The following is a 13,954-nucleotide window of genomic DNA, read 5'->3' as shown; positions in this document are numbered from 1 at the left end:
CTTTCAATAAATCGTTACGATGTCACTTATGCAATCTTTTGGTAAACCTTCAATCCTGATTATTGGCTGCGGTGACATTGGTCTTCGGATAGTAAAGCAGCTTTCCCGCAGTCATCGAGTATTTGCATTAACTTCTTCACCAAGTCGTCTTCAGGAGTTGAGGGAGGTTGGCGCGACTCCAATTTTGGGGAATCTGGATAAGCCAGAAACCTTATGGCGCCTTTCCGGTTTAGCTCAAACCGTCATTCATTTAGCGCCACCCCAAAACCACGGTAATCGTGATTGCCGAACCCGCAACCTAATCCGAATTTTATCCCAAGGCTCTAATACCGTCCGCCGCCTGATCTACATCAGCACCACAGGTGTATACGGCAACCATCGGGGTGAAAAAGTGAGTGAGGCTACCCCAGTAAGCCCTGAAAGTGAGCGGGCCAAAAGAAGAGTGGATGCAGAGCGTATATTGCGTTTATGGGCTCCAGCCCATGGTGTTGCTTTAACAATTTTGCGCGTGCCTGGAATATATGCCTCTGACCGTTTGCCGCTTGAGCGGATTCAGTCTCAAACACCTGCTTTACTTCCGGAAGAGGATGCGTATTCCAATCATATTCATAGTGATGATTTGGCAAGACTAGTGTGTGCAGCGGTGTATCACGGCAAACCCCAGAGAATCATCAACACTTGCGATGGTGGTGAAACCAAAATGGGGGATTACTTCGATGAAGTAGCTGATGCATTTGGTATGGATCGCCCACCTCGAATGCCAGCCAGCGAACTTAAAAACAGGGTTAGTCCGATGCTGTGGTCATTTATGCGGGAGTCCAGACGGGTTACGAACACCCGACTTCATGAGTTGAAGACGCCGCTACGCTATCCCAGCGTAGCGCATTTCTTGAAAACTATTTCCAAGAATCCTTAAGGCCAACGGTACGATTGAATACTGGCTGACCCGGTTTTGAATCCTTTATGTCGGCAACAAAGTAGCCATGGCGTTCAAACTGAAAGTGCTCTTCTGCTTGAACATCTTTCATGCAAGGCTCAAGATAGGCGGTAATAGTTTGCTTGGAGTTGTGATTAATAGCATCTAAGAAATTCTTCTCCCCACTATCTGGATGAGGATCAGTGAAGAGATGGTCGTACAAGCGAACCTCAGTAGGAATGGCTTCTGCAGCGCTGATCCAGTGAATATTACCCTTCACCTTGTAGTTATTTGATCCCGGTGTACCACTTTTACTATCTGGGAAATAGTTTGCGTTGACTTGGATCACTTTGCCATTGGCATCAGTCTCAAAGCCAGTACATTCAATCACAAAGCCATGACGAAGGCGTACACGACTACCAGCTTGTTCACCGATAGGTGGGAATAACCTAAAGAATCCCTTGATTGGATCTGGCATGAAGTCGTCTTCTTCAATCCAGAGCTCGCGTGTGAAGTTAAACTCGCGATTACCCCATTCAGGATGTTGCGGGTGACGCGGTGCAGAGCAAGCTTCTTTTGCGGCAGCATCATAGTTTTGAATCACGAGCTTAAGGGGCTTAAGAACTGCAGTGGCGCGGGGCGCCCGCACTTCAAGATCATCGCGCAGCGCTTGATCAAGGGTACTCATATCAATCCAACTATCAGCTTTAGAAACGCCAATCCGTTCACAGAACAAACGAATACTTTCTGGGGTATAGCCACGACGCCGGATACCGACAATTGTTGGCATACGCGGATCATCCCAAGCATCAACATGCTTTTCTTCAACGAGTTGTAATAACTTCCGTTTGCTGGTGATGGTATAGCTTAGGTTGAGGCGGGCGAATTCATATTGATGTGGCACTGGGTCTTTAAAGACGCCTAGCTCTTTTAATGCATTCACTATCCAGTCATAGAGGGGGCGATTGTTCTCAAACTCCAGTGTGCAAATAGAGTGAGAGACATTCTCCAGCGCATCAGAGATACAGTGGGTAAAGTCATATAAGGGATAGATACACCATTTACTGCCGGTGCGATGATGATCAGTATGGCGAATACGGTAGACCACCGGATCCCGCATTACGATATTCGGATGCGCCATATCAATCTTGAGTCGCAGAACATGTTCACCATCTTTGAATTTGCCAGCGCGCATTTCGCGAAAGAGGGTGAGATTTTCTTCTGGACTGCGTTCACGATAAGGACTGTTTTTCCCGGCTTGACCGAAGTTGCCACGATTAGCATGAATGTCATCAGCGCTTTGGCTATCAACATAGGCTTTGCCATTCTGAATCAGAATTTCAGCAAACGCATAGAGCTGATCAAAGTAATCGCTAGCGTGGTACAGATGAGTGCCCCAATCAAACCCTAGCCACCGAACTGCCTCCAAAATACTATCTGCGTATTCGATATCCTCTTTAACGGGGTTGGTGTCATCGAGACGCATATTGCAGCGTGCACCACCAGCTTGAGCGTTGTAATCATTTGCCAGGCCAAAGTTCAGACAAATACTTTTGGCATGCCCAATATGGAGATAGCCATTCGGCTCTGGAGGAAAACGCGTAATGATGGAGGGAATCGCTGCTCCAGCTAAATTAGTGCGTTGATTAAATGCACCGCTTGCTAAGTCATGATCAATGATCTGACGTAAGAAGTTGGATGGTTCGGCTACAGCGCCGTTAGCAGTATTGGCTTTGGAGGGTTTGCTATCTTGGGACATAAATACATTGTAGAGAAAACCCCTGACCCATAAAGAAAAAGCCCGCAAACTGCTGCGGGCTCATTTCTATCAAGGCAGCAGGAATTAATCCTCTACGAATGCCTCTTCGCGAGTCTTCTTCACCGCTGGTAAGGCTACGATCACTACCAAGAGAGCCGCTGCAATCAGCAATCCCAAGGAGAGTGGGCGGGTCAAGAAGGTTGTGAAATCACCCCGAGACAGTAAAAGAGCGCGACGGAAGTTCTCTTCCATCATTGGTCCGAGCACAAAGCCCAAGAGCAATGGCGGAGGTTCGCAACCCAGTTTGAAGAATAGGTAACCGATCAAGCCAAAGCCAGCAGTCACGTAGACGTCAAATACCGTGTTGTTCACGGTGTACACGCCGATACAGCAGAACACCAAGATCGCTGGGTAGAGGAAGCGGTAAGGAATCTTCAGAAGTTTGACCCAGATACCAATGAGGGGCAAGTTCAAGAGAATCAACATTACGTTACCAATCCACATGGAAGCAATCAGACCCCAGAACAATGCTGGGTTGCTGGTCATTACCTGTGGACCTGGTTGAATGTTATGAATCGTCATCGCACCAACCATCAAAGCCATCACGGCGTTTGGTGGAATCCCTAAAGTCAGCAATGGGATAAATGAGGTTTGCGCGGCAGCGTTGTTGGCTGACTCTGGCCCAGCAACACCTTCAATAGCACCTTTACCGAATTCATGACTGTATTTGGAAGATTTTTTCTCAACAGAGTAAGCACCGAACGCAGCCAAGGCAGCTCCGCCACCAGGCAGAATACCTAAGATAGAACCAATAGTGGTGCCACGCAGAATCGAGGGGATCATCCGCTTTATATCTTGCTTGGTTGGAATCATGGTGGTCATCTTGTTTAAGAAGCCCTCATCCTCACCAGTTTTCTCCAAGTTACCCATGATTTCAGCAAAACCAAATACACCCATCGCTACGGCAACGAAGCCAATACCGTCGCTCAATTCTGGAATGTCAAAGGCATAGCGCGATACCCCTGAGTTCACGTCAGTACCAATAATGCCCATCAAGAGGCCTAAGATGATCATGCCAATCGCTTTGATCAAAGAACCGGATGCCAACACAACCGCACCAATTAAACCTAAGACCATTAAGGAGAAGTATTCAGCGGGACCGAACTTAAATGCGAGTTGTGAAAGTGGCGCAGCAAAGGCAGCTAACACTAAAGTGGCTACGCAACCTGCAAAGAAGGAGCCCATACCAGCAGTGAACAAAGCTACACCCGCTCGACCATTACGGGCCATTTGGTAGCCATCGATTGCGGTGACTACCGACGACGTCTCCCCCGGAATATTCAGGAGAATTGCAGTGGTGGAGCCGCCGTATTGTGAGCCGTAATAAATACCGGCCAACATAATCAAGGCAGCGATTGGAGGCAGTGCATAGGTAGCTGGCAACAGCATCGCAATCGTCGCGATAGGGCCTAAGCCAGGCAAAACGCCAATCAGAGTTCCTAAGACGCAGCCGATCAGACAGTAAAGAAGATTTTGTAGGGTGAACGCGGTTTCGAAACCGAGAGCTAAGTTAGCAAATAAATCCATTTTTCAGAGTCCCGGTTCGTTATTGTTGTAGGAATGCAGGCAAGAGTGGGAACTGGAGTTTTAAGCCCAGCACAAACACGGAATACGTAAATGCGACTAAAAAGGCAGCATTAATCGCGGTGCCTTTCCAGGTGAATTCTTTACTTGCGCTTGCAGATACAAAGACTAGAACAATGACGGCCACCAGGAAACCAAGCCTTGGAAGTAGTAGTCCATAAAGCACTACGGCGCCAGTGATTTGCGCAATGATTCGCCAGTTGAATTTTGGGATCTTTTCAATCGCTGCTTTAGCGCTAAAGGATTTTACTAGTACCAGTAAGCCCAAGAGGGTCATTAAGAGCCCTAGATAGAAGGGAAAGTAGCCCGGACCCATTTTGGCAGCAGTACCCATTTGGTAACCGGTTGCGACAAAGGTAAAGAAGATGCCGATGACCATATACATGATCCCAGCCCCAAAATCCCGTTGATTGCGAATTTTCAAGATACGCTCCTTATGTATCGACTTAAGTGCCGATCTATTTATTGATGTTGTGGGATTGTAAGGCACCTAAGGGGTCTATTGTCTAGGGTTTGCCCTAGACAGGTGCCAATGCGATAATTATTTCTATGAAAGTTTCCCAAATTCGCCAGGCCTACCTGGATTTCTTTGCCCAAAAGGGCCACCAAATTGTTCCGTCGAGCCCAGTAGTGCCCGGGGATGATCCAACACTGCTATTCACCAATGCAGGGATGAACCAGTTTAAGGATGTGTTTTTAGGCTTTGATAAGCGTCCTTATAACCGTGCGACTACTGCACAAAAGTGTATCCGGGCTGGTGGCAAACACAATGACTTGGATAACGTCGGCTATACCGCACGTCACCATACCTTTTTTGAGATGTTGGGTAATTTCTCCTTTGGGGATTACTTTAAGAAAGATGCGATTCAATTCGCTTGGGATTTATTGACGGGGGTATTTCAGCTACCTAAAGAAAAACTCTTAGTCACGGTCTATGCTGAAGATGATGAAGCGTATGCCATTTGGAAAGATCAAATCGGCATCCCGGCTGAACGCATTATTCGCATTGGGGATAACAAGGGCTCACGCTATGCTTCAGATAATTTCTGGATGATGGGCGACACCGGCCCTTGCGGTCCTTGCACAGAAATTTTCTATGACCACGGCGAGCATATTCCTGGCGGTCCTCCTGGCAGCCCCGATGAAGATGGGGATCGTTTTATTGAAATTTGGAATAACGTGTTCATGCAGTTCAATCGCGATGAAGCAGGTGTGATGCACCCACTGCCTAAGCCTAGCGTGGATACGGGTATGGGCCTTGAGCGGATTGCTGCTGTCTTACAGCACGTGCATTCCAATTATGAGATCGACCTCTTCGTCAATCTTCTTAAAGCTGCCAAGGATGCAGTAGATGCTGCTGGTGGCGATCAGTGTGACGCACAAAGCCCTTCACTAAAAGTGATCGCTGACCATATTCGTGCATGTAGCTTTATCGTTGTGGACGGTGTTATTCCAGGTAATGCTGGCCGTGGTTACGTATTACGCCGGATTGCGCGTCGTGCGATTCGACATGGTTATAAATTGGGCGCACGTAAGCCATTCTTTTATCAATTGGTACCTGCACTCGTAAAAGAGATGGGTGATGCCTATCCAGAGTTACGCATTGCTCAAGATAAAGTCAGTGAAGTACTGAGGCAGGAAGAAGAGCGCTTCTTCCAAACGATTGCAAATGGGATGGAAATTTTGGATGCCGCTTTAGCGGGCGGCACCAAAGTGGTTGATGGCGAAACTGTATTCCGTCTACACGACACTTTTGGTTTCCCGCTGGATCTCACTGCTGACGTCTGTCGTGAGCGTGGGGTTACTGTGGATGCTGCCGGATTTGAAGTGGCAATGCAAAAGCAGCGTGATCAAGCTAGAGCAGCAGGCAAATTCAAAGTGGCCCAAGGCTTAGATTACAAAGGTAAACCTACCCAGTTCCATGGTTATGACACTCTCAAACATGAGGGCGCCAAGGTAACAGGTCTATACGTAGATGGCTCAGCTGTCCAGTCTGTCAAAGCAGGAGACTCAGTAGTCATCGTTCTAGATCACACGCCTTTCTATGCTGAATCAGGCGGCCAAGTTGGTGATAAAGGTGAGCTTCGTAATGAATCTGTCCGTTTCGCGGTAGAGGATACCTTCAAGATTCAAGCCGATGTCTTTGGGCATCAGGGTGAGTTGCTTGAGGGTGAGCTCACAGTAGGAGATGTTCTAAATGCGTTGGTGGATACCCAACAAAGATCCGACACGATGCGCAATCACAGTGCTACCCATATTTTGCATAAAGCCTTACGTGAGGTTTTGGGTGATCATGTGCAGCAAAAGGGTTCGCTAGTGGATGCAACGAAAACGCGCTTTGACTTTACTCATCATGCACCGATTACTGCAGAACAAATTCGCAAAATAGAAGACATTGTTAATCAAGAGATTCTGCAGAACACAGCCACTTCAGGCAAGGTAATGTCCTTAGAGGATGCCCAGAAGACTGGCGCCATGATGCTCTTTGGTGAAAAGTATGGCGCTGAAGTCCGCGTCCTAGAAATAGGCAGTTCTAAAGAGTTATGTGGTGGAACACACGTATCTCGCACTGGCGATATTGGCAGCTTGAAGATTGTTTCTGAAGGCGGTGTTGCTGCCGGTATTCGTCGTATTGAAGCCGTGACTGGCAGCAATGCCCTGCATTTCTTACAGGGCTTAGAGGACAAAATCAATGAAGCTGCAGCGCTCCTTAAAACACATCCAGGTGATTTGGTAAATCGAGTTGCTCAGCTGCAAGATAGTCTGCGTCAAGCAGAACGCGAATTAGAAAAAGCGAACTCCAAATTGGCCGCTAGCCAAGGCGATGAACTGGCTGGCCAAGCCATTGAGGTAAACGGTATCACAGTATTGGCAGCCCGCTTAGACGGTGCCGATGCCGGAGTCTTACGTGAAACTATGGACGCACTCAAAGCAAAACTCAAAACAGCGGCTATCGTACTAGCTTCAGTCCAAGGTGATAAGGTAAGTCTGATTGCTGGCGTCACGGCGGATTCGATTGGAAAAGTGAAAGCAGGAGATCTCGTGAACTTTGTCGCCTTGCAAGTAGGAGGGAAAGGCGGAGGCAAACCAGAAATGGCAATGGCTGGCGGAAACGACCCCAGTAAGTTAGATGCCGCATTGAATGGCGTTAAAGATTGGGTGGCTAGCAAATGATTGATGAGATCAATATGGCTTTTAATGCAGAAGTTGATGCCATTGGTATGAATTGCCCCTTACCTATTTTGCGAACCAAGAAAGCCTTAGCAACCATGCAATCTGGGGAGGTCTTGAAGGTGAAGGCAACCGATGCAGGGGCTGCCCATGACTTTCCTGCGTTTGCTAAGCAAACGGGCAATGAGTTACTAGCGAGCACTACTGAAGGCGATGTCTTGGTCTTCTTTTTGAAAAGAAGATGAGCTCTCGATTAACTCAATCTTCTTTATTTGAGAAAAACCCGACTCTTAAGATAGTCGGCAAAATCAGCACTTACTTCTGGATGACGTAATGCAAATTCGACAGAGGCTTTGAGGTAGCCAAGCTTGCTACCGCAGTCATAACGCACACCATCGTACTCATAAGCAAACACAGGCTCTTCTTTGAGTAAGGCAGCAATCGCATCAGTGAGTTGGATTTCTCCGCCAGCGCCTGGCTTGAGATTGCGAATATGTTTGAAGATGTCAGAAGATAAGACATAGCGCCCAACAACTGCTAAGTTAGACGGCGCATCTTTAGGTTGGGGTTTTTCAATAATGCCATCCAGCCTGTAAATACCTGGGGTAACTTCAGTCCCAGCAACAATGCCGTAATAGCTACTTTTGGCGGGATCAATTTTTTCTACTGCTAGAACTGAGCCATTTTGCTCTTCAAATACTTTGAGCATTTGCTTGAGGACGGGTGGTTGACCATCCAATAAGTCGTCAGCCAAGATAATAGCGAAGGGCTCATCGCGTACGAGTTTTTCAGCACACAGTACCGCATGACCTAAACCCAAAGCCTCGGGTTGGCGAACATAAACGCAATCCACATGACTAGGTTTTACGTTGCGTACGATCTGAAGCAGATCAGTCTTATTTTTAGCCTCAAGCTCAGCTTCTAACTCGTAGGATTTATCAAAGTGGTCTTCAATCGAGCGCTTGCTGCGACCAGTAACAAAAATCATTTCTGTAATACCGGCTGCAATAGCCTCTTCTACCGCATACTGAATGAGGGGTTTATCCACGACATTGAGCATTTCTTTTGGGCTTGCTTTCGTGGCAGGTAAAAAGCGGGTACCTAAACCTGCAACAGGAAAGACTGCTTTAGTGACTGCTTTGGTATTCATAGACATTTCGACTTTAGTCCTTTTATTATTTATTACTGCAATCGCTTCAATTGTGCAACAAGCTTCTCATGGTTTTGTTCAAACCCGGCAAGCCTTTCTTGTTCTTGGGCTACGACCTCAGTCGGGGCACGTGCGATAAAGCTTTCATTATCTAGTTTAATGCGTGCTTTGATTATTTCATTTGCAATACGCTCAATTTCTTTACTGAGTCTTACCCTCTCTGCTACTACATCAACCTCAATTTTTAATAGTATTTTCATACTGCCCACGAGAGCCATTGGTGCTCCAGGGGCATCTTTCTCGAGGCTAGACTCATTGCCATAGATTTTGACTTCAGACAATTTTGCTAATGCGAGTAAATAAGGCTTTGCTTTTTCTAAGAAAGCCTCAGGCCCACTAATCCATAGAGGAACTTTTTGACCGGGAGGGACTTGCATCTCGCCGCGAAGATTTCTGCAGGCATCCACAATTGCTTTAATTTGAGTCACCCACGCTTCACTTTGTTCATCAATCTTTTCAGGTTGAGCAACGGGATAAGGCTGAAGTGCAATCGTTTGCTTTGCTTGCTGAGCTAAGTCTTTGCCAGACTTTGGCCCAACAGTCTGCCAGAGTGTCTCAGTGATAAATGGAATTAATGGATGCGCCATCCGCAAGATGGTTTCCAGTACTCGTAAGAGAGTACGGCGGGTTGCACGTTGCTGGGCTGGGGTTCCGGTCTGTAACTGTACTTTGGCAAGCTCTAAATACCAGTCGCAGTATTCATCCCAAACAAATTGATAGATGCTGCTTGCAATATTGTCAAAGCGATAGTTCTGAAAGCCCTTTTCAACTTCGGCTTCCGTTCTTTGTAACTGCGAAACAATCCATTTATCAGCTGGTGAAAAATCTAAGTAAGCATCAGGTCCACATTGATTATCACAAGGGGCTAAGCCATTATCTTCATCGCTGCCAGGGCAGTTCATGAGCACAAAACGAGTGGCATTCCACAGTTTGTTGCAGAAGTTGCGATAGCCTTCACAACGCTTCTGGTCAAAGTTGATATTGCGACCTAGAGATGCAAGGGATGCAAAGGTAAAGCGCAAAGCATCTGTGCCAAATGCCGGAATACCTTCTGGAAATTCTTTTTTGGTTTTCTTGCTAATACTTTCTGCTTGTTTTGGGTTCATTAAGCCGGTAGTACGCTTACTTACCAAGTCTTCAATCTGGATGCCGTCGATCAAATCAATCGGATCCAAAGTGTTGCCCTTGGACTTGCTCATCTTTTGACCTTCAGCATCACGCACCAAACCGTGCACATAAACAGTATGAAACGGCACCTTACCGGTGAAGTGGCAAGTCATCATGACCATGCGCGCCACCCAGAAGAAGATGATGTCAAAGCCGGTTACTAATACTGATGAAGGTAAGAAGTGATTTAAGGCAGGCGTTTGTTCTGGCCAACCTAATGAGCTAAATGGCACGAGCGCAGAACTAAACCAGGTGTCTAGTACGTCTGGGTCACGCTTGAGCGAGCCGGTATAGCCTGCAGCTACCGCCTTAGTTTTAGCTTCTTCTTCAGAGCGTGCCACAAAGATCTGGCCGTTATCAGCATACCAAGCCGGGATTTGATGACCCCACCAGAGCTGGCGTGATATACACCAGTCTTGGATATTTTCTAGCCACTGGGTGTAAGTATTAATCCAGTTTTCTGGTACGAGTTTAATATCGCCTTTAGTGACTGCATCTAAAGCTGCGCCAGCGATGGATGAGCCAGGTTGATATTGGTTATCAGGGCTTGGCTTGGACATTGCCACGAACCATTGGTCGGTGAGCATCGGCTCAATAATGGTTTGTGTGCGGTCACCCCGTGGCACCATCAATTTATGGGGCTGCACTTTATCTAGTAAGCCAGCCGCTTCTAAATCAGCAACGACTTGTTTACGAGCTGCAAAGCGTTCCATGCCTCGATAAGGGGCAGGGGCATTCTCATTGATCTTGGCATCTAAGGTCAGAATATTGATCAAGGGAAGTTGATGGCGTTGACCAACCGCATAGTCATTAAAGTCATGTGCGGGAGTTACTTTGACAACACCAGTTCCAAAGTTCACATCCACGTAGTCATCTGCAATGATCGGAATTTGACGATCACATAAGGGTAGATTGACAGACTTGCCGATGAGGTGTTTGAAGCGCTCATCTTCTGGGTTAATCATCACTGCAACGTCGCCAAGTAAAGTTTCTGGGCGCGTTGTGGCAACGGTCAGGTGTCCAGAGCCATTACTCAGTGGATAGCGGATGTGCCACATGAAACCATCTTCTTCTTCACTCACTACTTCGAGGTCGGAAACTGCGGTACCTAAAACTGGATCCCAATTCACTAAACGTTTGCCGCGATAAATCAGACCTTGTTCATGCAGACGAACAAATACCTCAACAACCGCTTGGGACATCTTGCTGTCCATGGTGAAATATTCTTTGCCCCAATCAATCGAAGCGCCAAGGCGACGAATCTGACGAGTAATAGATGACCCTGAAGTTTCTTTCCATTCCCACACTTTTTCTAAAAATTTCTCACGACCTAAATCATGGCGAGAAACTTTTTGCGCATCGAGTTGGCGCTCGACCACAATTTGTGTGGCGATTCCGGCATGGTCTGTACCGGGAACCCATAAAGTATTTTTCCCAGCCATGCGTGCATGACGTACCAAGCCATCCATGATGGTTTGATTAAAAGCGTGCCCCATATGTAGGGTGCCAGTAACGTTGGGAGGTGGTAACTGAATCGAAAAATTATCTTTGCTCTCATCCATAGTGGCATCGGCAATACCTCTGCGTTCCCACTCCGGGCCCCAGTAGGCTTCGATGGGGGCGGGTTCATAGGATTTGGCGAGTTCATCTGCTGAGCTGGCTGCTGGTGAATTAGGGGTATTTGAGGCATTTGGCATAAGAGGCAAATTATAATTGGGGCGATGTACTCAGACTTGCTCGCCAACTTAAATCCAGAACAACGCGAGGCAGTAACCCTCCCGCCCGTGAATGACCATGGTCAGGCCCAGTCAGCCATGATCTTGGCAGGGGCTGGTAGCGGTAAAACCCGCGTGCTCACCACCCGTATAGCCTGGTTGATCCAGACCGGTCAGGTGTCTCCTATTGGCGTCCTGGCGGTAACCTTCACCAATAAGGCCGCTAAAGAGATGATGGTGCGTTTAAGCGCCATGTTGCCTATTAATACTCGAGGTATGTGGATTGGCACCTTTCATGGTCTTTGTAACCGTTTATTGCGTGCCCACCACAAAGAGGCTGGTTTGCCGTCTACTTTCCAGATATTGGATACCCAGGATCAGCTTTCTGCCATTAAGCGCCTTTTAAAGGGCTTAAAGGTAGATGATGAAAAATATCCTCCGAAGCAACTGCAGTACTTTATTGCTCACGCTAAAGAAAGAGGGCAGCGTGCTAAAGAGCTTGCAGTAGGCGATGACTTCCAAGCCAAGATGGCTCAGCTCTACCAAGCTTATGATGAGCAGTGTCAGCGTGAAGGTGTGGTGGATTTTGCTGAATTGCTATTACGCAGCTATGAGTTGTTGAAACACAGTGAGCCAATTCGGACACATTATCAAGAACGCTTCCGCCATATCTTGATTGATGAGTTTCAAGATACCAATGCTTTGCAGTATGCGTGGTTGAAATTATTATCTGGTCATGACGCTAGTCGTATTAATGTCAGTGGTGCTGGCAGTAGCTCAGTATTTGCTGTGGGTGATGACGATCAAAGTATTTATGCTTTTCGTGGTGCTGATGTTGAGAATATGCGTTTGTATGAGAAGCAATATCACCCCTTGATGGTCAAGCTCGAGCAGAACTACCGTTCGCACGGCCATATTTTGGACACGGCAAATCATTTGATTGCCAATAACTCTGAGCGCTTAGGTAAAAACTTGCGCACCGATGCAGGCCATGGTGAACCCGTGCGCATTTTTGATGCGCCGAGTGACCATGCTGAAGCTGCTTGGCTAGTAGATGAAATTAAAGCCCTTGTAACTAGTGGGATCAAGCGTACAGAAGTGGCATTGCTTTATAGAAGCAATGCCCAGTCGCGCATTATTGAGCACGCCTTGTTCTCTGCCGGTATTCCTTATCGCGTATATGGCGGCTTACGGTTCTTTGAGCGCGCCGAAATTAAACATGCGCTTGCATACATGCGCTTACTTGAAAATCCTAACGATGACACCTCATTCTCACGTGTAGTGAATTTTCCTACCCGTGGTATTGGGGCGAGATCTATTGAAGCATTACAAGATGCTGCAAGATCTCAGCAATCCTCCTTATATACAGCAGCTTCATCATTAGAAGGTAAAGCAGGCGCCGCCTTAAGCGGGTTTGTGCGTTTAATTGATCACATGCGTGAAGCTACTCGGCATAACACTTTGCCAGAAACAGTTGAATTCATTATTCAACATAGTGGCTTGATTCAGCATTACCTCTCGGAGCGCGAAGGACAAGATCGTGTCGAGAACTTACAAGAATTGATTAATGCTGCCACTGCATTTATTGCAGAAGAGGGTTACGGCCAAGATGCGGCAGCAGCAATGCTTCCCGGAGAAAATGCGCCTGGCGTGGTAGAAGTTTCCCCATTGGCCGCATTCTTATCCCATGCTTCTCTAGAGGCAGGCGATAACCAGGCTCAAGCTGGGCAAGATGCCGTGCAGTTAATGACAGTGCATTCTGCAAAAGGTTTGGAATTTACTTCCGTATTTATTACTGGGCTTGAAGAAGGTCTGTTTCCTCATGAGAACAGTATCAACGAGCAAAATGGTTTAGAGGAAGAGCGTCGCTTGATGTATGTGGCCATTACACGAGCCAAAGAGCGCCTCTATTTATCGCATACCCAATCGCGTATGTTGCATGGACAAGTTCGCTACAACATGCCATCACGATTTTTGGAAGAATTACCTGCTGATTCATTGAAGTGGCTCACTCCAAAAGCAAAAGATGCTCGTTGGGGTGGCAATGCGAGATCAGGGTCTACTTGGCAAGATGGCTATACCCGTCAGCGCGAGTATGAGTCGAATGACTTCTTTGACTCTGGTAGTGATCGGCAAAAACCCACCAAACGGATTGGTTCAGCCTCCACTGAAGTCAAAAGATTGGCCTCACCACCGCGAGGGGATTACCCATTCACAATTGGCCAAAACGTATTTCATACAAAGTTTGGTGAAGGCCGCGTTACCGGTTTAGAAGGCGTAGATGCTGATGCACGGGCGCAGGTGAGCTTTAAGCGCCATGGCGTGAAGTGGTTACAACTGAGTATTGCTAAGCTTGCTGCGATTGACTGAGT

General features: G+C 47.2%; 9 protein-coding genes. 4 read left to right on the top strand and 5 right to left on the bottom strand.

What is annotated here, in order from left to right; all coding sequences use genetic code 11:
* The first annotated feature begins 19 nt into the window (after positions 1-19).
* Positions 20-916 carry an SDR family oxidoreductase gene (locus ICN45_RS04760; RefSeq protein ID WP_216173823.1) on the top strand — a complete coding sequence of 299 codons (897 nt, stop codon included), beginning with the start codon at positions 20-22 and terminating at the stop codon, positions 914-916.
* Here the strand turns inward: ICN45_RS04760 and ICN45_RS04755 are convergent.
* The 3 genes from ICN45_RS04755 to ICN45_RS04745 form a co-directional block, all read right to left on the bottom strand.
* Positions 897-2,675 carry a glutamine--tRNA ligase/YqeY domain fusion protein gene (locus tag ICN45_RS04755; RefSeq protein WP_216173820.1) on the bottom strand — a complete coding sequence of 593 codons (1,779 nt, stop codon included), beginning with the start codon at positions 2,673-2,675 and terminating at the stop codon, positions 897-899. The two genes, ICN45_RS04760 and ICN45_RS04755, sit on opposite strands and share 20 nt — an antisense overlap.
* Positions 2,676-2,759: 84 nt before the next feature.
* Positions 2,760-4,262: a tripartite tricarboxylate transporter permease gene (locus ICN45_RS04750; protein WP_216173817.1), complete on the bottom strand. Its 1,503-nt coding sequence runs from the start codon at positions 4,260-4,262 to the stop codon at positions 2,760-2,762.
* Between the two features lie 19 nt (positions 4,263-4,281).
* A complete protein-coding gene (locus ICN45_RS04745) occupies positions 4,282-4,743 on the bottom strand; it encodes a tripartite tricarboxylate transporter TctB family protein (protein ID WP_216173814.1) in 462 nt (153 codons plus the stop codon).
* A gap of 125 nt (positions 4,744-4,868) precedes the next feature.
* Here ICN45_RS04745 and alaS point away from each other — a divergent pair, with 125 nt between their 5' ends.
* Together alaS and ICN45_RS04735 are read left to right on the top strand one after the other, a co-directional pair.
* The gene (gene alaS, locus ICN45_RS04740; RefSeq protein WP_216173811.1) at positions 4,869-7,493 is read left to right on the top strand and encodes an alanine--tRNA ligase; all 2,625 of its coding nucleotides are present in this window, start codon (positions 4,869-4,871) and stop codon (positions 7,491-7,493) included.
* Positions 7,494-7,507: 14 nt separating this feature from the next.
* Positions 7,508-7,735, top strand: coding sequence for a sulfurtransferase TusA family protein (locus ICN45_RS04735; protein ID WP_216175634.1), 228 nt, complete (start codon positions 7,508-7,510; stop codon positions 7,733-7,735).
* A gap of 23 nt (positions 7,736-7,758) precedes the next feature.
* On the opposite strand, the gene galU is transcribed toward ICN45_RS04735, so the two are convergent.
* Positions 7,759-8,646: a UTP--glucose-1-phosphate uridylyltransferase GalU gene (gene galU / locus ICN45_RS04730; RefSeq protein ID WP_216173808.1), complete on the bottom strand. Its 888-nt coding sequence runs from the start codon at positions 8,644-8,646 to the stop codon at positions 7,759-7,761.
* A gap of 26 nt (positions 8,647-8,672) precedes the next feature.
* Complete coding sequence (locus ICN45_RS04725; protein ID WP_216173805.1) at positions 8,673-11,564, bottom strand: valine--tRNA ligase; 2,892 nt, start codon at positions 11,562-11,564, stop codon at positions 8,673-8,675.
* 24 nt (positions 11,565-11,588) lie between these two features.
* Between ICN45_RS04725 and ICN45_RS04720 the strand changes: the two genes are divergently transcribed.
* On the top strand, positions 11,589-13,952 hold the full coding sequence (locus ICN45_RS04720; protein WP_216173802.1) for a UvrD-helicase domain-containing protein: 2,364 nt from the start codon (positions 11,589-11,591) through the stop codon (positions 13,950-13,952).
* Positions 13,953-13,954 lie beyond the last annotated feature (2 nt).

The sequence above is a fragment of the Polynucleobacter alcilacus genome (genome assembly GCF_018881545.1).
GTDB lineage: Bacteria > Pseudomonadota > Gammaproteobacteria > Burkholderiales > Burkholderiaceae > Polynucleobacter > Polynucleobacter alcilacus.
The sequence above is the reverse complement of the archived record's forward strand: the minus strand, read 5'-3'. Positions and strand labels throughout refer to the sequence as shown.